Annotated in this window: 22 protein-coding genes; 16 read left to right on the plus strand and 6 right to left on the minus strand. The window is 38.4% G+C overall.

Annotated features, from left to right (window positions below; translation table 11 throughout):
• Positions 1 to 2: 2 nt before the first annotated feature.
• From EKM78_RS00355 to EKM78_RS00365, 3 genes are all read left to right on the plus strand, one after another.
• Positions 3 to 455 carry a low molecular weight protein-tyrosine-phosphatase gene (locus tag EKM78_RS00355; protein ID WP_125767841.1) on the plus strand — a complete coding sequence of 151 codons (453 nt, stop codon included), beginning with the start codon at positions 3 to 5 and terminating at the stop codon, positions 453 to 455.
• A gap of 73 nt (positions 456 to 528) precedes the next feature.
• Positions 529 to 1,236 (plus strand): MgtC/SapB family protein, encoded by a 708-nt coding sequence (locus tag EKM78_RS00360; RefSeq protein ID WP_125767843.1) that lies wholly within the window; start codon positions 529 to 531, stop codon positions 1,234 to 1,236.
• Between the two features lie 31 nt (positions 1,237 to 1,267).
• Positions 1,268 to 1,843 (plus strand): hypothetical protein, encoded by a 576-nt coding sequence (locus EKM78_RS00365; protein WP_125767845.1) that lies wholly within the window; start codon positions 1,268 to 1,270, stop codon positions 1,841 to 1,843.
• A gap of 73 nt (positions 1,844 to 1,916) precedes the next feature.
• Here EKM78_RS00365 and EKM78_RS00370 read toward each other — a convergent pair whose 3' ends face one another.
• The gene (locus tag EKM78_RS00370) at positions 1,917 to 2,744 is read right to left on the minus strand and encodes an alpha/beta hydrolase (RefSeq protein WP_125767847.1); all 828 of its coding nucleotides are present in this window, start codon (positions 2,742 to 2,744) and stop codon (positions 1,917 to 1,919) included.
• Positions 2,745 to 2,929: 185 nt separating this feature from the next.
• The gene (locus tag EKM78_RS12355; protein WP_164507116.1) at positions 2,930 to 3,082 is read right to left on the minus strand and encodes an SPJ_0845 family protein; all 153 of its coding nucleotides are present in this window, start codon (positions 3,080 to 3,082) and stop codon (positions 2,930 to 2,932) included.
• A 152-nt stretch (positions 3,083 to 3,234) separates the two neighbouring features.
• On the opposite strand from EKM78_RS12355, the gene uvrC reads away from it, so the two are divergent.
• Positions 3,235 to 5,052: an excinuclease ABC subunit UvrC gene (gene uvrC, locus EKM78_RS00375; protein ID WP_125767849.1), complete on the plus strand. Its 1,818-nt coding sequence runs from the start codon at positions 3,235 to 3,237 to the stop codon at positions 5,050 to 5,052.
• Positions 5,053 to 5,103: 51 nt separating this feature from the next.
• Here uvrC and EKM78_RS00380 read toward each other — a convergent pair whose 3' ends face one another.
• The 3 genes from EKM78_RS00380 to EKM78_RS00390 are packed head-to-tail and all read right to left on the minus strand — an operon-like array spanning position 5,104 to position 8,754.
• Positions 5,104 to 7,065 carry a PTS fructose transporter subunit IIABC gene (locus EKM78_RS00380; RefSeq protein WP_125767851.1) on the minus strand — a complete coding sequence of 654 codons (1,962 nt, stop codon included), beginning with the start codon at positions 7,063 to 7,065 and terminating at the stop codon, positions 5,104 to 5,106.
• 12 nt (positions 7,066 to 7,077) lie between these two features.
• Complete coding sequence (pfkB, locus tag EKM78_RS00385) at positions 7,078 to 8,001, minus strand: 1-phosphofructokinase (protein WP_125767853.1); 924 nt, start codon at positions 7,999 to 8,001, stop codon at positions 7,078 to 7,080.
• Positions 8,002 to 8,754, minus strand: coding sequence for a DeoR/GlpR family DNA-binding transcription regulator (locus EKM78_RS00390; RefSeq protein WP_125767855.1), 753 nt, complete (start codon positions 8,752 to 8,754; stop codon positions 8,002 to 8,004).
• Between the two features lie 211 nt (positions 8,755 to 8,965).
• Between EKM78_RS00390 and obgE the strand changes: the two genes are divergently transcribed.
• From obgE to EKM78_RS00425, 7 genes are all read left to right on the plus strand, one after another.
• The gene (gene obgE / locus EKM78_RS00395) at positions 8,966 to 10,240 is read left to right on the plus strand and encodes a GTPase ObgE (RefSeq protein ID WP_125767857.1); all 1,275 of its coding nucleotides are present in this window, start codon (positions 8,966 to 8,968) and stop codon (positions 10,238 to 10,240) included.
• Between the two features lie 21 nt (positions 10,241 to 10,261).
• A complete protein-coding gene (locus tag EKM78_RS00400) occupies positions 10,262 to 12,181 on the plus strand; it encodes an acyltransferase family protein (RefSeq protein WP_125767859.1) in 1,920 nt (639 codons plus the stop codon).
• A 16-nt stretch (positions 12,182 to 12,197) separates the two neighbouring features.
• The gene (rnz, locus tag EKM78_RS00405) at positions 12,198 to 13,124 is read left to right on the plus strand and encodes a ribonuclease Z (protein ID WP_125767861.1); all 927 of its coding nucleotides are present in this window, start codon (positions 12,198 to 12,200) and stop codon (positions 13,122 to 13,124) included.
• Between the two features lie 21 nt (positions 13,125 to 13,145).
• Positions 13,146 to 13,943: an SDR family NAD(P)-dependent oxidoreductase gene (locus EKM78_RS00410; RefSeq protein WP_125767863.1), complete on the plus strand. Its 798-nt coding sequence runs from the start codon at positions 13,146 to 13,148 to the stop codon at positions 13,941 to 13,943.
• A gap of 12 nt (positions 13,944 to 13,955) precedes the next feature.
• Positions 13,956 to 14,279, plus strand: a complete 324-nt coding sequence (locus EKM78_RS00415) for a LapA family protein (RefSeq protein ID WP_164507117.1) — start codon at positions 13,956 to 13,958, stop codon at positions 14,277 to 14,279.
• A gap of 89 nt (positions 14,280 to 14,368) precedes the next feature.
• Positions 14,369 to 14,557, plus strand: a complete 189-nt coding sequence (gene rpmF, locus EKM78_RS00420) for a 50S ribosomal protein L32 (protein ID WP_125767867.1) — start codon at positions 14,369 to 14,371, stop codon at positions 14,555 to 14,557.
• Positions 14,558 to 14,616: 59 nt separating this feature from the next.
• Positions 14,617 to 15,348 carry a hypothetical protein gene (locus EKM78_RS00425; protein ID WP_125767869.1) on the plus strand — a complete coding sequence of 244 codons (732 nt, stop codon included), beginning with the start codon at positions 14,617 to 14,619 and terminating at the stop codon, positions 15,346 to 15,348.
• A gap of 66 nt (positions 15,349 to 15,414) precedes the next feature.
• On the opposite strand, the gene EKM78_RS00430 is transcribed toward EKM78_RS00425, so the two are convergent.
• A complete protein-coding gene (locus tag EKM78_RS00430; RefSeq protein ID WP_125767871.1) occupies positions 15,415 to 15,609 on the minus strand; it encodes a YjzD family protein in 195 nt (64 codons plus the stop codon).
• 102 nt (positions 15,610 to 15,711) lie between these two features.
• Between EKM78_RS00430 and dnaE the strand changes: the two genes are divergently transcribed.
• The 5 genes from dnaE to abc-f all read left to right on the plus strand — a co-directional run bounded on the left by dnaE (position 15,712) and on the right by abc-f (position 25,054).
• On the plus strand, positions 15,712 to 19,035 hold the full coding sequence (gene dnaE, locus EKM78_RS00435) for a DNA polymerase III subunit alpha (protein WP_125767873.1): 3,324 nt from the start codon (positions 15,712 to 15,714) through the stop codon (positions 19,033 to 19,035).
• 100 nt (positions 19,036 to 19,135) lie between these two features.
• The gene (gene pfkA / locus EKM78_RS00440; protein WP_125767875.1) at positions 19,136 to 20,095 is read left to right on the plus strand and encodes a 6-phosphofructokinase; all 960 of its coding nucleotides are present in this window, start codon (positions 19,136 to 19,138) and stop codon (positions 20,093 to 20,095) included.
• A gap of 45 nt (positions 20,096 to 20,140) precedes the next feature.
• Positions 20,141 to 21,910, plus strand: coding sequence for a pyruvate kinase (gene pyk / locus EKM78_RS00445; RefSeq protein WP_125767877.1), 1,770 nt, complete (start codon positions 20,141 to 20,143; stop codon positions 21,908 to 21,910).
• Positions 21,911 to 22,066: 156 nt separating this feature from the next.
• Positions 22,067 to 22,855, plus strand: a complete 789-nt coding sequence (locus tag EKM78_RS00450) for a DUF4931 domain-containing protein (RefSeq protein WP_125767879.1) — start codon at positions 22,067 to 22,069, stop codon at positions 22,853 to 22,855.
• A gap of 732 nt (positions 22,856 to 23,587) precedes the next feature.
• Positions 23,588 to 25,054 carry a ribosomal protection-like ABC-F family protein gene (abc-f, locus tag EKM78_RS00455; RefSeq protein ID WP_125767881.1) on the plus strand — a complete coding sequence of 489 codons (1,467 nt, stop codon included), beginning with the start codon at positions 23,588 to 23,590 and terminating at the stop codon, positions 25,052 to 25,054.
• Positions 25,055 to 25,076 lie beyond the last annotated feature (22 nt).

Consider the following 25,076-nt stretch of genomic DNA (forward strand, 5'->3'; position numbering starts at 1 on the left):
ATATGGTGAAAGTTATTTTTGTTTGTCTTGGAAATATCTGCCGTTCACCGATGGCAGAAATGATGTTTACTGATATGGTCGATCAAGCCGGATTAAGCGACCAGTTTGATATTTCATCAATGGCTACTTCCAATTACGAGATCGGTAATCCACCACATGAGGGAGCGATCGCTGAATTGAATAAGCAACAAGTTCCCTTAATTGATCATGTCGGTGCTCAAATCAGTAAGCAGGATTTTTTAGATGCTGATATTATAATTGGCATGGATGAGCAAAATATTACCGATCTGAAACACATGGCACCTGCTGGAACTGAGGACAAGATCAAAATGGCTTACGATGTTCTTGGCTTCCACAAAGCTATCAAAGATCCATGGTACGATCATAAATTTGATCGAACATATGCTGAGTTATCAGAAGTTTTACCAGCTTGGCTAAAAGAATTGACTAAATAAAATCGAGAAATTCAATAGAAATTTTTATTGAATTTTTTTGTTGGAGATTTTTAACGAAAGAGGCGATTGTACATTGTCATTTCAATTAGATGCAATAACTGTTATCGCTCGTTTAGTGTTAGCAACGATTATTTCTGGAGTGATCGGATATGATCGGGCTCAGAAACATCGTCCAGCCGGGATCAGAACCCATATCCTAGTTTGTCTAGGGGCTTGTATTATTGCTTTGATCCAAAAAGAAATTGGCTTCAATGCATTGGAAATTGCCAAGCAATATCCTCAATATAAAGGAATAGTCCGTGCAGATGATGCTCGTCTGATAGCTCAAGTAGTCAGTGGTATTGGCTTTTTGGGTGCAGGTACTATTATCGTTGAACATCATTCGATCAAGGGTTTAACAACTGCAGCAAGTCTTTGGGTCGTAGCCTGCTTAGGATTGGCAGTGGGTATGGGTAACTATATCATTGCCATAGCTAGTTTTGTCGTAGTCTATGGCGTGATCGCTTTTTTAAAAAGGATCGTTCGTGTGAGTCCTGTTCGTAATTTGGAGATCCAATATTTGGACAAAGCGGAGTTCAAGCAATTTATCAAAACATATTTTGCTGAGCAAGATATTGTCGTTAACAATGTCAGCTTTAAAGCTAATAAGCATGATGAACGCTATTTATACACCAGTACCTTTGAAGTAAAATTGCCCCGTAAATTAACTTATGTTAAAGTTGTTGAAGATTTGTCAATGAACAACAATATTACGAGGGTCAACGCAGTTACACCTGGTTAAATATTTTTAGACTTTTAGATTAGGGGATTTTATGTTACTCACGGTTTTATTCGGGGAATTACTAATTATTTCGATATTATTGTTACTAGTATTGGTCATCAAAATAAAGTGGATCCAAGTTACAGCTTTTGTTTTGATAGTATTGAGCTTCTTCTTTGCCGCTTATTACACTATCAATCCAACTATGATCCAATTCACTTCGACTTTTCCATATGTCGAGAAAATAGACACTGTCAAGGCAGATCTGAATGATAAAAAAGTCCAATTGTCGGTTGATGATTTTAAAGAGAGTGCCAAAGATTATGATTACGTTACTTACACTGAGTTAAGTCAAAATAATTCGCTCTATCAAGGGAAAATGATCAACCAGTGGGGTAGAGTCAAGAAGGTTATTGCTAATAATCATGTTGGTCGTGAACTAGTATTAGATCTAGATGAATCGAATTCATCCAGTTTGATCCTGGTTGATTATCACTTGAGCGATTTAGCTAAAGGCATACCGAATGTGAAAGTGAATGATCGCATCAAAGTTTTCGGTGAAGGCTCTTCACAGGAAAATGGTAATGGCAAGCCGGTAATAAATGCTCACTTCATCAAATATGAATAATCATGACTTCATGTATGTGAAGTCGCTAAATAAAAAAAGTACCCCTTAATCGGGTACTTTTTTATTTAGCCTTTTAATTGCTGTGTTTTTTGATCCAATATAATATTTCTTCATAAATTTCCCACTTGCGGCTGGGTTCATTCAAAATTTCATGCATTAAATGTGGGTAGACGTGCAATTCTTTATCGGTTGATCCAAATTGTGGATAGATCGATAAAGAATCAGTCATAGGGATGATCCCATCGTTTAAACCATGCAATAGTAAAATCGGATCAGTGATCTTTCCTAGATCACTTTTAAGTTGTTTTGAGCTGTCGATCAAGGTATTCATCAATCTGACGGTATATTCTTTCAAATTACGTGGATCCTCATTGTACTTCTTAGTTACGGTCGGATCTGAGTTCACGCCGTCGCCCAATTGATTTTTAACGTATGTGTCAGGATCGCCTGGCAATTTTTCGCCAAACTCGATCGATAGTGGATCAGTAGCGATAATGCCATCGACAACTCCAGGATATTTAGCAGCAAATTTTAAAACTGTATATCCTCCCATACTGTGGCCGAGAAGAAACGTTGGTAGGTCAGGGAATTGTTCTTTGGCGATGTCGACAATGATCTTGCAATCGTCGGGCAATTCCTCAGTGGAGGTCAAGTCGCCACGTTTGCCTTCTGATTTACCGTGTCCTCTTTGATCATACCGGAAGACATTCATGTGATGAGTCAAGAAGAAATTTGCCAAAGTCTCATATCTTCCCGAATGTTCGGCTAATCCGTGCGCGATAACGATATTTGCGTAGGGAAAGTCTGTTAAGTCAGTATGTTGATACAAATTGATGCCTTTAGTTGATGATTTAACCATCTCTTCAAAATGCCTGCTTAAATTTCTATCTACAAAATCCATAATTACACTCCCTTGAAATCGTTTTACTTCTACCTCAAGTCAATGGTACTCCAGATTTAGGCAAAACAAAACACCGTTCAAAAATTGAATGGTGTCCTTGAAAACTATCAAAAGGGTTTTGTGTTTAGAATTAGTGTAATTATTGAAATACAGTGCAATTCAGGCAGGTTGCAGTGTTTTCAAAATTATTCTTTTTCTTTTGAATCTTTTGTTTTTTTAGAAGATTTCTTATCTGCAGAATCTACACGTTCTACATTTTCTTTAACATCATCGGGAAGTGAGGCAAATTTATCAAATAAACTTCCAAAATCATTTTCACGTTTCACTGTTAAGCCCATCGGTATCAGCCCCTTTCAGGTTTATTAGCTTTTCTTTATCTTTAAAGTCATTATAGACCGTTTGGCGAAAAATCTCAATTGCTTGCAACTATCTTAGATAAGATTAAAATAATATAAGCGTATTTAAGTTAATTATGAAATGAGGGAACAAATTGGCAACTGAATATCTTGAACACAAATTAAGTCTCTTGCCCGCTCGTCCCGGTTGTTACCTGATGAAGGATATCAATTCCAAGATCATTTATGTTGGAAAGGCTAAAAATCTCAAGAATCGTGTCCGCTCATATTTTAAGAGCTCACACGAGGGAAAGACAGCAAAATTAGTTTCAGAGATCAGAGATTTTGAAACCATCATTACTTCAAACGATAAAGAAGCGTTTTTGCTAGAAATCACTTTGATCCAAAAACACCAACCTTATTACAATATTCGTTTGAAAAAGGGAACTGGTTATCCATACATTAAGATAACTAATGAGCGTGATCCGAAGATGGAGATCACCGGTCAGATCAAAAAGGACGGAGCTTATTATTTTGGACCATATCCTAATGTTTATGCAGCATCAGGAACTTTGAATTTCTTACAAAAAGTTTATCCATTAAGAAGATGTCAAGGTCATCTGGGACGTCCGTGCCTTTATTATCACATGGGACAATGTTTAGGAGCTTGTTTTAAAGAAGTTCCTGAAGAAAAATACCAGAAACAAATTGAAAAGATCAAACGATTTCTCGATGGCAATGTCGGTGAAGTGAAGGCTTCCTTGAAGCAAAAGATGATGACAGCAGCTAAGAACCGTGAATATGAACGGGCAGCCGAATTACGCGATCAAATACAGTATATCGAAGCCACGGTTGAAAAGCAGAAGATCATCTCTAATGATTCGACACCAAGAGATATATTTAATTATTACGTGGAAAAAGGCTGGATCTCGATCCAAGTATTTTTCATTCGCCAAGCACGTTTAATGAAACGAGAGAAACGTATCTTTGCGTGTGTTAATTCACCTGAAGAAGAATTGTCGACTTTCATCCTGCAGTTTTATAACCGTAAAAATCAAGTTTTGCCTAGAGAGATCTTAGTCCCTGACAATATTGATAAAGATACGCTGTCAGAAGTTCTAGACGTTCCTTTTAGAACTCCACAGCGTGGTCAAAAGAAAGCCTTGATGGATATGGCAGCCGATAATTCTAAATTAGTTTTACAAGAGAAGTTCCGCTTGATGGAATTAGACAATCGCCAAACGTACGGAGCTCAAGAACAAATTTTTCAAGCTTTAGGATTACCTTATGGTCATGTGATCGAATCATTTGACCACTCACACATTCAAGGAACTAATCCTGTTTCAGCGATGGTCGTTTTTCAGGATGGTCGCCCTGAGAAGAGTATGTACCGAAAATATAAGATCAAGGATGAATTAGAAGACCATTCTGGGGCCGATGAAGCTGCCAATACGCGTGAGGTCATTTATCGTCGATATTCACGTCTCTTGAAAGAAGAGAAGAATTTGCCTGACCTCATTTTGATGGATGGTGGTATCATCGAATTACGGGCAGTCATGGATGTCTTGAACAATGAACTCGGGATCAACATTCCGGTTGCCGGGATGGTCAAAGATAACCACCATAATACTTCGCATTTGATTTATGGTGAGGAAGGCCATGCTGTTACTTTAGACCAAAAGAGCCAAGGATTTTACTTGTTACAACGGATCCAAGATGAAGTCCATCGTTTTGCCATTACCTTCCAAAGAAAGACACGCAGCAAAAATGCTTTATCATCACAACTTGATAATATCCAAGGAGTAGGTCCAAAGACGCGGACTAAATTGTTGAAGAAGTATGGTTCCGTCAAAAAAATCAAAGAAGCTCCCTTACAAGATATTATTGATCTCGGTATCCCACAAACCACTGCTCAAACTATTAAGATCACTTTGAGTAATATTGAGACACATAAGAAGTACAAAAAAATGTAAAAAAGTCAGCTTTCTCAAAATGAGATCGCTGACTTTTTTTAACATGATAGATTATTTGTTTGCTGTTGCAGGATTTTTGGCAGGTTTCCAAATTCCATAGATAACACCGGCGATAATAGCACCGATCAAGACTGCAACGACATAAAGTAGTGGGTGATTTGCTAACAAGGTTACGAAAATACCACCATGTGGAGCTGGGACATTTACGTGCCATAATTGCGTCAAGCCACCACCGATGGCTGAACCGATCACACTTGAGACGATAACGTGAAGTGGATCAGCAGCAGCAAATGGGATAGCACCTTCAGTGATGAAGGAAATACCCAATACGTAGTTAGAAAGACCAGCTTGTCTTTCTTGTTCAGTAAATTTATTCTTCCAGAAAGTTGTTGCGATCGCAATTGCAAGAGGTGGGATCATACCACCAACCATTACGGCGGCCATTAGTGCACCATCTTGTGTAGCAGTAAATGTACCGATCGCAAAAGTATAAGCAGCTTTATTGAAAGGACCACCCATATCAACCGACATCATTCCGGCAAGCAATGCACCGAGGATAACGGCATTTCCAGTACCCATAGATTCAAGGAAACTAGTAATTGCATGGTTGACGATAGCAAAGACTGGGTCAACAGCGAAGTACATAATAGCACCGGTAGCTAGTAGACCAAGCACTGGATAAAGCAAGATAGGTTTAAGGCCATCCAGTGACTTAGGCAAGTTCTTCAGCAACTTCTTTAGTAAAACGACGATCCAACCAGCAATAAAACCAGCTAAAAGACCACCGATGAATCCGGCAGGACTCTTTGAAGCAACAACTGAAGCACTAACTTGAGAAGCCATATATCCACCTACAAAACCTGGTAGGAGGGCAGGACGATCACCGATCGACTCGGCGATGTAAGCTGCTAAAACAGGGATCAAGAAGCTAAATGCATAGTTACCAACGTGATTAAAGAATAAGAACCACTGTGAATTAGAACCAACGGCAGGTTCAAGCAAGAACGAAAGTGCCATTAAAATACCACCACCGACAACGAATGGAAGCATATTAGAAATACCATTCATTAGATCGGCATAGATCTTAGACCAGAGCGACTTCTTCTCGGTTGATTGTTCTGTTTCGCTACTACCACCTTCTGAATGGAAAACAGGAGCTTTTTGTTCAACGGCAAGGTTGATCAATTCATCAGATTTGTTGATACCATCAGTTACCGGACGATTGACTAAATGCTTGCCATCAAATCTTGGCATGTCAACTTTCTTATCAGCAGCAATGATAACACCATCTGCCCGTTTGATATCATCAGCGGTCAACAGATGTTTAACACCTTCTGAACCGTTGGTTTCAACTTTGATGTCAACGCCTAATTTTTCGGCATGTTCTTTCAAAGCGGCTTCCGCCATGTACGTGTGAGCGATTCCGGTAGGGCAGGCGGTAACAGCGACAATAAAAGGCTTTTTATCGGCTGAGTTTGCTGTTTCTTGGGCTGCTTTAGCTGCAGCTGCTTGTTTAGCTTTTTCTTTTTCTTCTTTGGCTTTTTCCTTGGCTTCTTTTTCATCCATAGCGTCGCTGAATAATTTTTGAACTTCATCAGCAGTGGTAGCCTTTTTTAAGTTAGCTACGAGGTCAGGATTGATCAGTAGTGATGAGAGAGCGGCCAAAGCTTGCAAATGCAAGTTGTCGGCGCCATCTGGTGCGGCAATCATGAAGAATAAGAAAGTTGGCTGTCCATCCAGTGATTGATAGTCGATCCCAGCTTGACTTTTGGCAAAAAGTACTGTTGCACGTTTAACTGCTTTATCACGAGCATGGGGCATGGCGATCCCATCACCAATACCGGTACTAGTTTGTGCTTCACGTTTTAAAATGTCGCTTTTGTATAATTCTTTATCATCAATGACCCCAACGTCATAATATTTGCTGACCATTTCATCTATAGCTTCTTCTTTAGTGGTAGCCTTAAGATCCATGATCATAGCATCTTTTAGAAGTAATTCCTTAAGATCCATCGATTTCTCCTCCTAATTAACTTCAGTTATATTAATAGCTTGATAAACTTCGTCAATTTTTGATTTTATTGCAATATCTTGACTGAATGCTGTAGCAGATCCGCAAGCAGCTCCAATGTGGAAACTTTCGATCGGATCGTTAGTTTTCATAAATGTACCCACAAAACCAGCAATCATCGAATCTCCGGCACCAACTGAATTGATGACTGTTCCTTTAGGTGCGTTAGCTTTGAAGACTTTATCGTTTGTAACTAACAAAGCTCCATCTCCAGCCATTGAAACGAGCACGTGTTTTGCGCCCTTATCAAGAAGTTTTCGAGCATTTTCAACGATATCTTGTTCGTCTTTAAAGGTAGTATTGAATAAGTCTGCTAATTCATGATTGTTAGGTTTAACTACTAGGGGATGAAGTGGCAGAGTGTCGAGCAACGCTTGACCAGTAGTATCGATCACGAAATCGGCGCCTTGTTCTTGAATCATTTTGGCGATATCCAAGTAAAAAGTAGTTTCAACGTTTTTTGGCAAACTGCCTGACATGATCACCACGTCACCTTGACCAACTGATTTAAGTTGATTGAGGAATTGTTCTTTTTCTAAATCTGTGATTTCTGGACCAGTACCGTTGATCTCAGTTTCTTCATTTTGCTTCACAGCATTAATTTTCACGTTGATCCGTGTATCGTCTTTGACTTGAGTGAAGCTGGTTTTCAATTGATGCTGCTGCAACAGATTTTCAAACATTTGACCAGTTGCGCCACCAACAAAGCCTAAGGCGGTTGATTGAAGTGCTAGTTCGTTTAAGATACGAGAAACGTTAACGCCTTTTCCTCCAGGTAATTTCACATCGCTTTTCGTGCGATTGACTTCGCCAACGTTCATCTTGTCGAGTTGCAAAACATAGTCGATAGATGGGTTAGCTGTGATAGTGTAAATCAATTATTTAGCCTCCAAAACTTTGGTGTATTTTTTGATTTTTTCTAAAGTATTGCTTGGCAATTCATTGGTGATCAAGGTCGCTTCATTCAAATTTGCAAAACGACTGAAACTGACTTGGCCACATTTGGAGCTATCTGCTACGATGAACTGCTCGTGAGAATTTTGTAAAGCAATTTCTTTAGTCGCTGATTCCTCGGGATCTGGAGTCGTAAAACCGTCTTTGATCGAGAAACCGTTAGTTCCGATAAAGGCTTTATCAAAGTGGTAGTTTCCTAAAGCCTTGGTCATACTAGAGCCAACTAGCGCCTTCGTGCTAGCTTTGAGACGGCCGCCAGGAACAAAGGTCTCAACTTGGTAATCAGCTAATGTCGAGGCATTATCGACACTGTTAGTGACGACTAACAAATTAGACGCCTTTGCCAGGTATGGGATAAGAGCTTGCACAGTAGTACCGGCATCGAGAAAAATAATTTCGTTACTTTGTACTAGTTCACCAGCGAGTCGGCCGATCTGAGCTTTTTCATCTGGGTGAGCTGCGATCTTTTGCGATAGAGCGGGTTCATCATGTAACGAGACAATACTTTGAGCACCGCCATAAATGCGGAGCAACTTATGGCATTCCTCAAGATCTTGTAAATCTCTTCGCAAGGTAGACTCTGATGCACCAGTCAACGGGATTAAATCTTGCAGCTTCACAATATTATGAAGCTGTAGTTGTTGAAGAATAATTTGATGTCTTTCTTCGGTAAGCACTTACACACACCTCCTGAAATAATAATACATCAAATTCGTTCAAAATCAATCATAATCTTTCAAAAACATTCAAAGTATTTCAAATACCTTCACGAATAAATTAAAATTGTAGACAGGCATTTGTGTTTTGAAGTATTATGAATAGTGTTTTTGTGCTAGAATTTAAAAATGATAATCAAATTAATAACAATAGGTAGAAAGGAGGGGTCAGATGTTTGTTGATAATGTAAAAATTACCGTTCGTTCCGGTAAAGGTGGCGACGGTTCGGTCGCTTTTCGACATGAAAAATATGTTCCCCTTGGTGGACCTGCTGGTGGCGATGGAGGCCGCGGCGGTGACATTATCTTACGTGCTGATGAAGGCATGAATACTTTAATGGACTTTAGATACAAACGTATCTTTAAGGCTGATCCTGGTCAAAATGGTCAGATCAAAGGGATGTATGGACGTAAAGCTGATCCTGTTTATATTGCTGTACCGACTGGTACCGCAGTATTTGACGAAGAAACTGGTCAATTGATCGGAGACTTGGTTGATAATAAGCAAGAATTAGTTGTTGCAAAAGGTGGAAAAGGTGGACGTGGAAACATTCACTTTGCCAATTCCAAGAATCGTGCTCCTGAGATCGCCGAAAATGGTGAACCAGGACAAGAAAAACAAATCCGCTTAGAATTAAGATTGATTGCTGATGTCGGTCTTGTTGGTTTTCCTTCTGTTGGTAAATCAACGCTATTGTCAGTTGCAACTTCAGCTAAGCCTAAAATTGCTGCATATCGTTTCACAACGTTAAATCCTAACTTAGGAATGGTTAAACTAGATAATGGTAATGACTTCGTTATTGCTGATCTTCCAGGATTGATCGAAGGAGCTTCCAATGGAGTTGGATTAGGAATCCAATTTTTACGGCACGTAGAGAGAACTCGAGTTATTTTGCATCTAGTAGATATGGATCCAGAAAACGGTCGAGATCCATACACTGATTACTTGGCGATCCGTAAAGAACTAGGGACTTACGATGAGAATATTTTAAGTCGGCCAGAAATAATCGTTCCTACTAAATTAGATGTTTCAGGTGCTGATGAAAGATTAGCTGAATTTGAGCAAAAGTTACCTGAGGATAGTGATATTTTTGCTATTTCTAGTATTCAACATATCGGGATCAAAGCATTACTTGATCACACTAGTGAAGTATTGTCCAAGACAGCACCAATTCATTTTGATGTTCAAAGCGATGAAACCGTTGAGTATAATTATCAACCTAAGGCTGATAAGTTTAAGGTACACCGGACTGGTGAACATGACTTTGAAGTTACTGGTGACGAAGTTGAGAGACTTCTACAAATCAGTAATTTGGATCATCAAGATGGAATTATGAGATTTGCTAGAAAGCTTAAGGGTATGGGCATCGAAGAAGCCTTGATCGATGCTGGCGCTCAAACAGGAGATTCTGTCACGATACTCGACTTTACTTTCGAGTTTATTTAGTTATTTAGGGGTAATTATATTATGAATAAATCACCAAAAAGAAGATTCATTGGTGGATTTGATGGACTACGGACATTAGGTGTAATTGGCGTCATTATGTACCATTTGAATCCAACTGTCTTTTCTGGTGGGTACTTGGGTGTACCTATCTTTTTCTTAATTTCAGGTTATTTGATCACAGATCATTTCTTTAACACCGTCGATGCGGGTGAGAAATTTTCTTTGAGTAACTTTTACATTAAACGTGTCCGCCGCTTGTATCCGGGATTGTTATTCGTTCTATTGGCATCAGGAGCATACATTGTCTTGTTCCTGAAGAATTTGCTCTATCATTTGGATCAAATTTTTGTAACGAACGTCCTCAATGTTTACAATTGGTGGCAAATTTTCAATGGTCAATCATATTTTGAAAGATTTGCTAACAATGAGTCACCATTTACTCATTTGTGGACTTTATCGATCGAAGGTCAATTCTACATTGTTTGGCCTTTGCTTTTATTACTTTTCATCAAACTAGGAATGAAGAAGAGTCGTATTTTTTGGTTTGCAATGATCGTGTCAGTTATCTCAGCTATTTGGATGGCTATTTTATATCAACCTGGTGTTGATCCTAGTCGTGTTTATTACGGAACCGATACTAGATTGTTCTCCATCTTGTTAGGTTGTGGATTAGCTATCATTTGGCCAGCTGAGAAACTGAAGGTTGGCGTTATGAAGGGTGATAAGGCTATATTGAATATTATTGGCTTACTGTCGTTTGCTTTGATGGTATTCATGATTTTTACAGTCAAGGATTCATCTGCCTTCTTGTATCGTGGCGGTATGTTTATTTTCTCTGTGGTCACAAGTATCTTTATTGCAGTGATTGCTCATCCAAGTGCTATTTGGGATAAGCTATTATCTAATAAGCTTTTCCATTATATTGGAGCTAGAAGTTATGGCCTTTATTTGTATCAATTTCCAGTAATGATTTTCTTTGAATCAAAATTCAAGAATATCGCTGATCATCCGGTCCTCTATCCAGTCATTGAAGTGATCTTGATTTTCCTTATTACTGAATTTTCTTATCGTTTCGTTGAAAGACCACTTGCCAAAGCTAGTTGGCAAGATGTTAAACGTTTCTTCACCTCATCAACAGCTACTAGCCGCGTTTTGGCGATCGTCATTGCCTTGATCGTAGCTACTGGTGGCTATGGGGTCGTCAAAGCTACGTCAGCACCAAAACCAGATGCTAATAATAGTAAGTTGGCTAAGACGATCAATAAGAATACTAAGAAAAATGATAAGCGCAACAAGAAAGCTATCGAGAATCTTAAGAAGAACAAAGATAAGGGTAGTACTGGTGAACTCACTTCTGAGCAAAAAGCTAAATATAAGAAATTGGCTAAGACTCATCCAGTCAATGAAGAATTTGAGAAGTATGGACTTTCTCAATTTGATCTTCAACGCCTAAAAGATCTCAAACTTACCGGTGTCGGAGATTCCGTCATGGCTGATGGCTTGGACAACTTTAATAAGCTGTTTAGTGATGACAAAGTGGTCATCAATGCTGAAGTTAGCCGTCAACTGTCGGCTAGTGTTGATATTTTACGTCAATACAAAGATCAAGGCGTCTTAGCTCCTAACGTCTTAGTAGGACTGGGAACTAATGGACCTTTCACTGATGAGCAATTGGACGAAGTTATGAAGTTAGTTGGACCGAAGACACATGTCTTCTGGATCAATGTTTTCGTACCAACTAAGCCATGGGAAAAACCAGTTAATGAGCTCTTGGCGAAATCACAGAAGAAGTATAAGAACCTTTCAGTCATTGACTGGAATGGTTATGCTAAAGGACATCCTGATTGGTTCTATGATGACCAAGTTCATCCAAATCCGGATGGTTCAATGTATTATTCTTCATTTGTAGTCAAAGAGATATTGGCCGACTTAGATAAATAATAGATAGGATTTTTTTATGGAATTAGAATTTTTAGGAACAGGAGCTGGAGTTCCTTCCAAAGGAAGAAACGTTTCAAGTACAGCTTTGAAATTACTTGATGAACGAAATGAAGTTTGGCTATTTGACGTCGGTGAAGCAACGCAACATCAAATACTACAAACGACAATTCGGCCAAGAAAGATCACAAAGATTTTTATCACGCATTTGCACGGAGATCATATTTTTGGTTTACCTGGTTTATTGTCTAGTCGTGCTAATCAAGGCGGAGAAAGTCCGTTGGAACTATATGGTCCCGTAGGCCTAAAAAGCTTTGTTGAGACATCTTTGGCAGTGACAGGTACAAAATTAGGTTACAAGATCAAATATATCGAAATGAAAAACGGTGGAGAAATTTTTAATGACAAGACTTTCTCAGTCTATGCTGGAAAACTTGAGCATCGGATCACTTGTTTTGGCTATCGGATCGTGGAGAAACCGCGGACTGGTGAATTGTTGGTCGATAAATTGAAACAGTATCATATTCCTAACGGACCGATCTACGGCAAGCTCAAAGCTGGCCAAGAAGTTACCTTGGAAGATGGTACAAAACTTAATGGTGCGGACTTTATCGGTCCTGACAAGCCAGGAAAAACGGTTGCTGTGATCTCCGATACTAGATATACGCCAGAAATCGATAAATTAGTCGATCACGCTGATGTGATCGTTCATGAGTCAACTTTTTCTGAAGAAGAGAAGAAGATGGCTTATAATTATTTCCACTCAACTGCTTCTCAAGCTGCTCGAGTGGCGAAGAAGTGTCATGCCAAAGGTTTATTACTGACTCACATTTCCGCTCGTTATACGGGAAAGTCGGCCTTAGCCTTGCAAAATGAAGCTAGAAAGATTTTTGACAATAGTCGAGTCGTCAATGATTTTGATATTTATGAGGTGCCATTCAACTAATCACAGAAATGAGGATTTGTCATGGTTAATTTATTAGAAAAAACAGTTTTAGTCACTGGAGCTTCTTCCGGTATTGGTAAGGATGTTGCCATTCAGGCTGCATCAGCCGGAGCAAATTTGATTTTGGTCGCTAGGAACACTGAAAAGCTAGCAAAAGTCAAGCAGGAATGCGTTGCCGTGGGAAGTGAGTATTCGAACCATTTTTATTTATCCATCGATATGAGTGATCCAGAAGCTATCGAACAAGGTGTAGAAACAGTCTACGATAATTTCGAAAAAGTTGACGTTTTAGTCAATGCAGCCGGTTTTGGAGATTTTTCAAATTATTTAGATACTGACTTTTCGACTGTCGAAAAGATGTTTCGGGTAAATGTGCTTGGCTTGATGTTGATGACTAGACTAGTTGCTAGTAAAATGATCGAGAATGGCTCAGGACACATTTTCAATATCGGTTCAATGGCAGGAAAGATCACAACACCTAAGTCGGCTGCTTATTCAGCTACTAAGGCTGCTGTTATTGGCTTTTCAGATGGTTTAAGACTCGAACTCAAACCATTCAATGTCTTAGTCACGACTGTTAATCCAGGACCAGTTGCAACCAACTTTTTTGATATTGCTGATCACACGGGAAGCTATATCAATTCAGTGAAACGATTCATTATCGATCCTGAAAAACTTGCGAGTGATATCGTCTCAACTTTCAACAAAAAGAAACGCGAGATCAATCGACCACGTTACATGGAATTAGCCAGTGTGCTTTACAAAATGGCACCAAGTGTGGGAGACTATTTAGCAGGGACGCTAGGAAATCGAAAATAGGGGATTTTCATTATGGATAAGAAAAGACAATGGAGATTTGTTATAGGTCTGATCATTGCTTTGATCGTGGTAATTTTTGCTATTTTGAATATTGATCCAGTAACGATCAGTTTTGGATTTACACGTGTTAAATTACCGTTGATCGTCTTGATCATCGTGACCTTGTTATTAGGAGCTTTGATCACAGTTTTGTTAGCAAATACTGGTTCAAAGAAAAAAGACGATCAGAAGTTGACTCGTTCAGCTAAGAAGGAATTATCTAATGTTAAGATTTCAAATGATAACCAAATAGCGAATGCCTTGAAAGATAATCAAACAAAAAACAAACAAAATTAGATTTTTGCTTGCCGTAACGGTATTATGATAGTATTATATTAAACGTTAGATTTGATTAAGTAATATAAATATAAAGGAGCTTTTTAAATATGGCAGTACCAGCAAGAAAAACATCAAAACAAAAGAAGCGTCAAAGACGTGGACATATCAAGTTGAATGTTCCTAACATGCAATTTGACGTATCAACAGGTGAATATCGTTTGAGTCACCACGTTTCACCATCAGGTATGTACAAAGGCAACAAAGTTGTCGATACTAAAAATGATGCACAAGCTTAATTAAAGAAGTCGAGTCTATATGGCTTGGCTTTTTTTGTATAAATTAATGGGGAATTACTATGAAAAAGATAAAATACTTTCTGATTTTACTGATTCCAATTTTCTTCATGGTGCTGAGTGGTTGTTCAAAACTATCTTTAACAACTACTAAGGACCAATATCAAGCATCTGGCTTAGTCGCCGTGATCAAAGGGAAAGCTACTAAAGCTACTAAGTTGGTTTACACGCTAAATGGGCAAAAGCATAATATCAAAATGCACAATCATGAGTTTGCTTTGTCGATCCCGGTTTCTGATCGGAACCAAGATGTTAAAATCGTAGCTTCTGACGGGAACGAGTCAGCAACGAAGATCGTCACGATCAAGAAAGCTAAGCGTCTAGCTGATTATACTCAATTCGCTCAAATGTATAATTATTTTACTTTGTTAGCTGGACAGCCGACGGATCAAATTCCATTGGTAGCCCAAAATGGGATATTTAATTATAAGAAGAATGAGAACACCATTCTTCATTTTAATGTGCAAAATTCAGCCTTAATGGGGATCGCCATTCAAGATTCTTTGACATCATTTAAGACGAAAGATGGCATCAAAAGCTTTGGACAGACATTATATTCGATCTCTAATTTAACTGAAGCTAACGGGAAAAAGGTTATGTCTAATTTGCAAAAACAGCTCAAGAACGCTAAAGATGGCAATAAGACTAATTTAAAACCGATCAAGTCGCATGGCGTGAAATTTGATATCAATTTGTCGAGTGAAGACTTTTATGTATATGTAACAAAAGAATAATGAAAGCCGTGTTCTTGGCTTTTTATTTTGACCAAAATAAAAAAGGATGTTTAAAATCGTTCGATTTTAAGCATCCTTTTTTTGTACATCTTTACTGTTATCTTTTAACATTAGTGGCACGATCATAAATATTACGGCAAATACGATTGAAACAATCAATGTCATTTGGAAATTGTAGGTTTGTTGGTTTAAAGCTCCACCAATGAAACCAGCAACTTGACCTAAGACAATTGCCCAGAATATAGCTGCTATATATTTCATTTTGTCCATCTCGCTTTCTATGATAGTTTAGCATAAATTAAGACTTTGCCCAATAAACTTTGAATTAATTTTGTTATAATTTTAACTGAAGGGGGCCTCATATTGCAAACACAATTACAAGTTATGAGCAGTTATAGTTTACTGCAAAGTCCCATTAAACTTTATGAACTAGTGGATCGTGCCAAGCAATTAGGCTATTCTTCATTGGCTTTGACAGATAACGACAATTTGTATGGATCTATCGATTTTTATACTTACTGTCGCAAAGTAGGGGTCAAGCCGATCATCGGAATAACGATCCATACCTTAGGATTAATGGATGACGAGTCGGTCTATCCCTTGATCTTGTTGGCTAAATCAGATTTAGGTTATCATCATTTGATCAAAATCTCATCGTTAGTTTTATCAAGCAAGGATCATCTTAAACTTGCAGATCTAACTGATTATTTGCACGATCTTTTCGTAATTACCCCAGGCGATGATGCTGAATTGTTAAATGAAGAATTTGGCGTTGGGTTTGTTCAAAATATCAAGCATTTACTAGACGCCGATTCCCTCTATCTAGGGATCAATTTATTTTCGAAACAAATTGCAAATGTCGCTAGGATCCGTCGAGTTGCAAAAGAGACCACTACTCCCTTAGTTTCTGTTAACGATGTACGTTATTTGGCGCCGGATGATGTCTTGCCGTACCAGGTTTTGAACCACATTAGAACTGGCGAGAAGATCGACATTGAAGCTTCTGATCAGTCAGGGCAACTGTATTTACGACCTCCAGAAGAAGTGGCCGCTGAGTTTGATAATTATGACTTGGATGAACCGATCCAAAACGCTGATAAAATTGCTGACCTTTGCAATGTTAAGATTGAGTTTAAGTCAACCGAGTTACCAGAGTTTCAGACGCCCAATAACATTTCTTCGGCTAGTTTCTTGAAACAATTGGCTACGAGAGGCTTGGCAAAAAGAATGAATGGTCAAGTTTCGCAGCAATATGTCGATCGTCTAACTTACGAATTAAATGTTATCGATGAAATGGGCTTTTCTGATTACTTTTTGATCGTTTGGGATGTGATCAAGCATGCTCATGACGTTGATATCAAAACTGGCCCCGGAAGAGGATCAGCTGCTGGTTCTTTAGTTTCTTACACGTTAGGCATCACGCAAGTTGACCCAATCAAGTATGATTTGCTGTTTGAGCGCTTTTTGAATCCTCAACGGGTAAATATGCCAGATATCGACTTGGACTTACCTGACGACCGTAGGGACGAAATGGTGCAATACATGCATGACAAGTATGGAGCTGACCACATGGCGCAGATCATTACTTTTGGAACATTAGGTGCTAAGATGGCTCTTCGAGATATTGCCAGAACTTTTGGACAGTCAACTTTTCAATTATCGAAGTGGTCAAATGCAATTCCCAAAGTACTAAATGTCACTCTAAAAGCTTCATTTGATGAATCCGAATCCTTGCGTCAATTGATAAATGAGTCGAAAGAGAATAAACTGATTTTTGAGATCGCCAAACAGATCGAGGGGATCCCGAGACATTATTCGACTCATGCTGCTGGGATCGTCCTCAGTAAGAAACCGATGACGGAAATCGTCGCTGTTCAATTGGAAGATGACGGGATCAATTTAACGCAGCAAACGAAGAATAACGTTGAAAACCTAGGACTTTTGAAGATGGACTTTTTAGGGTTGAAGAATTTGACCATCCTCGATAAGTCGATCCAGATGATCTCGAATATGACAGGCAAGAATTTTCATCCGGAGCAGATCCCTTTGGATGACCAGCCAACGTTACAGCTATTTCAGCGGGCAGACACGGATGGAGTTTTTCAATTTGAATCTGATGGTATCAAGAGTGTTTTACGTAGATTAAAACCCACCGCATTTAATGATATCGTGGCAACAAATGCCTTGTATCGTCCAGGACCAATGCAAAATATCGATATCTTTATCAAACGTAAGCATGGTGATGAACCGGTTGAATATCCTGACCCTTCTCTGGAAGAGATTCTTAAGCCAACTTATGGAGTCTTAGTATATCAAGAGCAAGTCATGCAGGCATCATCAAAGATGGCTGGATTCTCATTGGCTGATGCGGACTTATTACGTCGGGCGATCAGCAAGAAAAATGAAAAATTGATGAACGAAAACCATCAAAAGTTTGTCGAAGGTGCAGTTAAATTAGGGCATGATCGGCAAGCAGCTGAAAATGTGTACGATTATATTGAAACTTTTGGTAATTATGGCTTTAATAAGTCACATTCAGTGGCTTATTCGATGATCGCTTTTTGGCTAGCTTACATTAAAGTACATTTTCCCAGTGTGTTTTTTACTTGTTTGATGAATTCCAATTTGAATAATGAGACGAAGACGGCCAACTACATTCAGGCAGCTAAGGATCGTCAGATCAAGATTTTAAATGTTGATCTTAATTTGAGTGGCTATGAATTTCAAGTTGAAGATTCAAGTATTCGTTTTGGCTTTTTGAGTATCAAAGGGATGCGTCGTGATTTCTCACAAGCGATCATCAATGAGCGGAGCCAAAAAGGGCAATTCAATAGTATCTTGAATTTTTTGCAGCGGATCGACACCCGTTTTGTCAAGGCAGATTATATTGAGCCATTAGTTTTTACTGGAGCATTTGATCAATTCAATCGCAATCGTAAAGAAACTTTGTTGGACGTAAGAGATCTAGTCGATAGCATCAAACTGGCGGGTAATAGTATTTCGTTGTTTGATACCTTGGAGCCGAAAAAGCATGAAGTTGATGATTATACATTGACGGAGAAACTTAACCAGGAAAAGGAATTTCTTGGAATTTACGTCTCCGGACATCCGGTCGAGAAGATCCGCCAAAAGTTGCTGAATTTGAGCACGACTAAAATCAATCAACTTGACCAACACCTTGGTCAAAATCTTTATATGATCGGTCTGATCAGAAACATGCGAGTTATCCGTACTAAAAAAGGACAGCAGATGGCTTTTGCTACTTTGGAGGATGAAACAGGATCTATCTCGGTCACGATCTTTCCTCAACTCTTTAGTCAGATCCAAGATTTAGATTTGATGAACCAGATCAAGGTGGTCGTCGGAAAGCCTAATGTTGGCCGGCGCGGTGATCTAGAAGTTATTGCTGATCGGGTAAATGATCCTAAACAATATCTTCGTACATTACCGGATCAAGTCTTATACCTTAAAGTCCCAAAGCAATTAGATAGTCCGCAGAAACTAACGGATTTGTATAATCTGATCGAGACATCACGTGGTAAAGTTCCAGTCATTGTTTATCGGGAAACCAAGAAACGGGCAGTTTTATTAAAAAATAATCGCTGGATCGATTTTAATAAGGAAATTCAGGCAAAATTGATCCAATTTTTGGGGCAAAAGAACGTTTTTCTTAAAAAAGGTAACTAATTTTTGTTTAAAACGTTTTCAATGCTACAAAGAATGTGAAAAAAATGTTATATTTTATAAGGTTTTGTTTTAGAATCAAATAAATTTGGAGTGTGAATAAATGAAGCGTATTGGTATATTGACCAGTGGTGGAGACGCCCCTGGCATGAACGCTGCTATTAGAGCAGTCACACGTAGAGCTCTAGATAAGGGCTTAGAAGTGTTTGGTATCAATTATGGATATGCTGGATTAGTTGCTGGAGATATTTTTCCTTTAACTGCTTCAGACGTATCTGACCGTATTCAACGTGGTGGAACTTTCTTGTATTCAGCAAGATATCCAGAATTCGCCAAAGAAGAAGGTCAACTTAAGGGTATCGAACAACTTAAGAAATTCGGAATTGATGCGTTAGTTGTTATCGGTGGTGACGGTTCTTACCATGGTGCCTTGCGTTTAACTGAGCACGGTTATAATGCAGTTGGTTTACCTGGAACTATCGACAATGATATTCCATATACAGACTTTACTATCGGTTTTGATACAGCTGTTTCGACAGTTATTGAATCGATCGATAAGATCAGAGATACAGCTACTTCTCACGAAAGAACTTTCGTCATTGAAGTAATGGGTCGTGGTGCTGGAGATATCGCACTTTGGGCCGGTGTTGCTGGTGGTGCTGAAGAAATCGTCGTTCCTGAAAGAGAATTTGACGTTTCAGAGATCGCTGATAGAATTAAACGTGGCCGTGAAAAAGGCAAGAAACACATGCTAGTTGTTTTAGCTGAAGGTGTTATGCATGCTGATGAGTTCATGGACAAGCTTAATCAATATGGTGATTTCCAAGCCCGTGCAACTGTGTTAGGTCACGTTCAACGTGGTGGTTCACCAACTGCCAGAGATCGTGTCTTAGCAAGTAAAATGGGTGCTTATGCTGTTGATTTGCTTGAAGATGGCAAGGGTGGCGTTGCTATTGGTATCGAAAATAACCAATTGACATACCATAACATGCTTGATTTATTCGACGGTAAGCACAAACCTGATCTTGATTTATATGATTTGAACAAGTCATTGAGTAGATAAAGTAATTAAATATTTCATCTAATAATAATTGGAAAGAGGATTCTAATGAAAAGAACAAAAATTGTAAGTACACTTGGACCTGCTAGTAACGACGTTGAAACAATTACAAAATTGATCGAAGCTGGCGCAAACATTTTCCGTTTCAACTTCTCACACGGTGATCACGAAGAACACCTTTCACGTATGAAGATGGTTCACGAAGCAGAAAAGATCACAGGTAAGACTGTTGGTATCGTTCTTGATACTAAGGGTGCTGAGATCCGTACAACACCTCAAGAAGGTGGCAAGTTTGAAGCTAAGATCGGTGACGTTATCCGTATTTCAATGGATGATTCACTTACAGGTAACCCTGAAAAGATCGCTGTTACTTACCCAGGACTATATGATGATACACATGTTGGTGGTCACGTATTGATCGATGATGGTCTTGTTGACTTGAAGATCACAGAAAAAGACGACGAACATCGTGAATTAGTTACAGAAGTTCAAAACGAAGGTATGATCGGCTCAAGAAAAGGTGTTAACGCACCTGGTGTTGAGATCCGCCTACCAGGTATCACTGAAAAAGATGCTTCAGATATTCGTTTTGGTTGTGACAACGGAATCAACTTCATTTCAGCTTCATTCGTTCGTAAAGCCCAAGACGTTCTTGATATTCGTGAAATTCTTGAAGAAAAACATTGCGAATATGTTCAAATCTTCCCTAAGATCGAATCACAAGAAGGTATCGACAACATCGATTCAATCATGCAAGTTTCAGATGGTTTGATGATTGCTCGTGGTGACATGGGTGTTGAGATTCCATTTGAAAACGTACCTTTCGTACAAAAAGATTTGATCAAGAAGTGTAATGCTTTAGGTAAACCAGTTATCACAGCTACACAAATGCTTGATTCAATGCAAGAAAACCCACGTCCTACACGTGCCGAAGTTACTGACGTTGCTAACTCTGTTCTTGATGGTACAGATGCAACAATGCTTTCTGGTGAAAGTGCTAATGGTGATTACCCAGTTGAATCTGTTGCTGCAATGGCTAACATTGACGAACGTACAGAAAAACAATTGGATGAAAAGAACCAATTAGCTATCCAACGTTTCGAAGAATACAAAGGTTCAAACGTTACAGAATCAATCGGTGAATCAGTTGTTAGAACTGCTGAAGAATTAAATATCAGCACAATCGTTACTGCAACTGCTTCAGGTTATACTGCACGTATGATCTCAAAATACCGTCCAAGTGCTGATATCTTAGCTATCACATTTGACGAAAAGACACAACGTGGATTAACAGTTAACTGGGGTGTAGATCCTATCGTTACTGAAAAGCCACAAAGTACTGATGAAATGTTCGACTTGGCAGCAAACAAAGCTCAAGAACTAGGATTTGCTAAAGAAGGCGACTTGATCCTTATCGTTGCTGGTGTTCCTGTTGGTGAATCAGGTGCTACAAACGTTATGAAGGTTCAATTGATCGGTTCACAACTAGTTAAGGGCCAAGGTGTTGGCGAAGAATCAGTTGTTGGTAAAGCAGTTGTTGCTCACTCAGCAAATGAAGCTAACAAGAAGGTCGAAGAAGGAGATATTCTTGTAACAGAAACAACAGACAAGGATTACTTACCAGCTCTTGAAAAAGCTAGTGCCGTTGTTGTTGAAAACGGTGGTCTAACTTCACACGCAGCTGTTGTTGGTATCGCAATGGGTCTACCTGTTGTTGTTGGTGCTGCAGACGCTACTAAGTCAATCACAGATAATGAAACAATTACTGTTGATTCAAGACGTGGTGTTGTATACAAGGGTGCTTCACGTTCACTTTAATATTTAATGAAACACAAAAAGAGGCTGACGAGCCTCTTTTTTTTATGCAAAAATATCAATATTGAAATAAATGTTTTCGCTTTCCAATGATAATTGAGTTATTATTTTTAGGTAAAACAATGATAATTTTCATTGTGATCAAACTGAGGTGAAATTTTGTCAAATAAAGATGTATTAGTTTTTGAAATTGAACAAGCTAAAGGAAAACCAGAAAATATCAAACATCCAGACGGCTACTGTCCCTTCTGTGATACCGATCATTTAGTCAACATCATTGACCAAAAAGACGATATGATCTGGCTGGACAATAAATTTAGGACATTACAGGATACTTATCAAACCGTTCTTATCGAATTAAGTGATCATAATGGTGATATTTCGACTTATGCGCAAAGTAAGAACCGACAAGTTTTTGAATATATTTATCAATGCTGGAATCAAATGATCAAATCTGGTAAATATACGAGTGTCTTAATGTATAAGAATGTGGGCCCGCTTTCTGGTGGCAGTTTGAAACATCCTCATTTTCAAATCATTGGGCTTGAAAAAGTAAATGGGTATAAACATGTTGAAGCTGAGAATTTTACTGGGATGGAGGTTTATCAGGACGATGAGATTGAATTAAATATATCGGAAAAACCGATCATGGGGTTTGTAGAATTTAATATTGTAATTACGGATCCAAAGAAAATTGATAAACTGGCCGATTTTGTTCAAACCACTGTTCAGTATACTTTGGATGATTTTTATGGAGGCAAGTTTGATTCCTATAATATCTTCTTCTATAAGGAATATTCTAAGATCATCTGCAAAGTCGTGCCTAGATATGTTGTTTCGCCGTATTTTGTTGGTTATCGTCTATCACAAAGAGATGGCGATAAACAAGTAAGTGGTATTCGTGATGTTCTGCGAGAAAAATTAAATAGTAATGGAATGTTGGATTAAATTTTGTATTTTACAGAAAATAGTGTGAGGTTTTCTGTAAAAACACTATAATGCTTTATAATTTATCGACTGTTTAGTTAAAGTTGAATCTGTATTATTAATATGATATTGTATATCTACAATAATTATGAAAAGAGGACTTTTATCTAATGACTGCATCAATGAAATTACGTCTTAACTTTTTAAATCATTAATTAAATAAAATTTAGAAAGTTCGGTGAACCGAGACAATTTCAGGGGTGAAGTCTATCCTTTTTTATTAATCAAATAAAATGTCAAGGGCAGTCATCGACTGCTCTTTTTTGTTGCAATGAATCGCGGTGGGCTATTGGATGTAAGTCTTGATGGTACTGCATATTATCTGATGTTGAGTAATTTTCTCATGATCAGATAATGCTGAATATTTGTATTCTCATGGAAATGAAACAAGGCCTAGGTGGACGGTGGGGGGACTTTTTTGGAACTGTCAGCAGGCACGGATTTTGAATTAGTGGAGCTTTAAATCTTTACTAACAAAAATTTGCAGCAAATTAAATAGTAGTTGTAATTGTTATCCTCAAGGATTTGAAAACGAGTTTCGGTGCACAGCGGCCTCCGGTTAACACAGGTGGTCGAGGCACGACTTCGTCGCACCTGGTTCGACCACCTGCGTTAATCCTCAGCAGCTACCCGTGCACCTCCACTCTCTACTTTGTTTTTGGTTTGCCGACTCCAATGGGAGTGGTTAAAACTATGGAAAACTTAATTATTAAATTTCAAGATGTTAGTAAGACTTTGGGATCTCGGAAAGTATTATCGATCCCTAATTTAACTGTTTACGAAAATGATCGAATTGGCATTATTGGTAAAAATGGTGTTGGTAAATCTACTTTGCTTAAATTGATCAGCAAAGAATTGTTACCTGATACAGGACATATTCAAAATCAAGTGGATTTTACTTATTACCAACAAGTAGCAAATTTGAATTCAGATGATCCTAAGCTGGATGGTGGTTTACTTTCCCGCTTTAATGTGCCCCAAGTAGGGCGCCATGATTTAAGTGGCGGTGAAGCTGCTAAATATCGTCTCACGCAAACCTTGTCTAATTATTCTCCAGGAATACTCTTAGACGAGCCCACTACTCATATTGATTCTTCTGGTGTTGAGATTTTAATTGAAGAATTACGTTATTATTATGCGACTTTATTATTTGTCTCTCATGATCGCTATTTCTTAGATCAATTAGCAACGAAGATCTGGGAAATTTCTGACGGAAAAATTATTGAATATCCCGGGAATTATTCAAATTATTTACAACTGAAAAAAGCTGAAACTATCGAACAAGAACGAAAATTTGAAAATTATCAAAGAGATAAACAACAATTAACGGAATCTCTTGCAAAGAAGCAAGCTCAAGTATCACGCATGTCAAAAGTTTCAGCCAAGCAGCGCAAACGAAACATTAAGCCTGATCGTTATTCTTCGTCAAAACAAAAAGATACCGTTCAAAAGAATTTTCAAAAAACTGCTAAAGTCCTCGAAGGCAAACTCACGCGTTTGGAATCAGTTTCAATGCCAGAAAAAGAAACAAAAATTCGCTTTACGCTGCCAAAGTCCTTACTGATGCACAACCCTTATCCAGTTATGGCTGAAGAACTCACCATAAAACGTGGGAATAAATCTATTTTAAAAGATACCAGTTTTCAATTTCCTAATGGGCAAAAGATCGCTATTACAGGTGAAAATGCTATTGGAAAAACAACGCTTTTAAATTATATTCAAGAAAGCGGAGCAGGTATTACCTTATCTCCGAAGGTAAAATTTTCAAGTTATCAGCAATTTGCTTATCAGTTAAAGAGTGATTTGAGTTTATTACGATTCATTGAGAAACGAAGTGATTATCAAGAACCGATCATTCGTAGTGTCTTGCATAATTTAGACTTTACTTATCAGCAGGCCTTAGAACCAGTGAAAAAGCTAAGTGGTGGGGAAGCTACCAAAATTGCTTTAGCGTTAGTTTTTTTGCGACCAGCCAATGTTTTGATTTTGGATGAACCTACTAGTTTCATTGACTTGAATACGGTCATTGCTCTGCAAAAATTTATCAAAGACTATCCTGGGATGGTGATTTTTACCTCACATGACCGATATTTCGTTGAATCGGTGGCCACAAAAATCTATCAGATGAAAGATAATAAAGTTAAATTGATTAAAGATTAACTATTTGTAAAAGTCTCACAGT

The sequence above is a fragment of the Companilactobacillus furfuricola genome (assembly GCF_003946325.1).
Taxonomy (GTDB): domain Bacteria; phylum Bacillota; class Bacilli; order Lactobacillales; family Lactobacillaceae; genus Companilactobacillus; species Companilactobacillus furfuricola.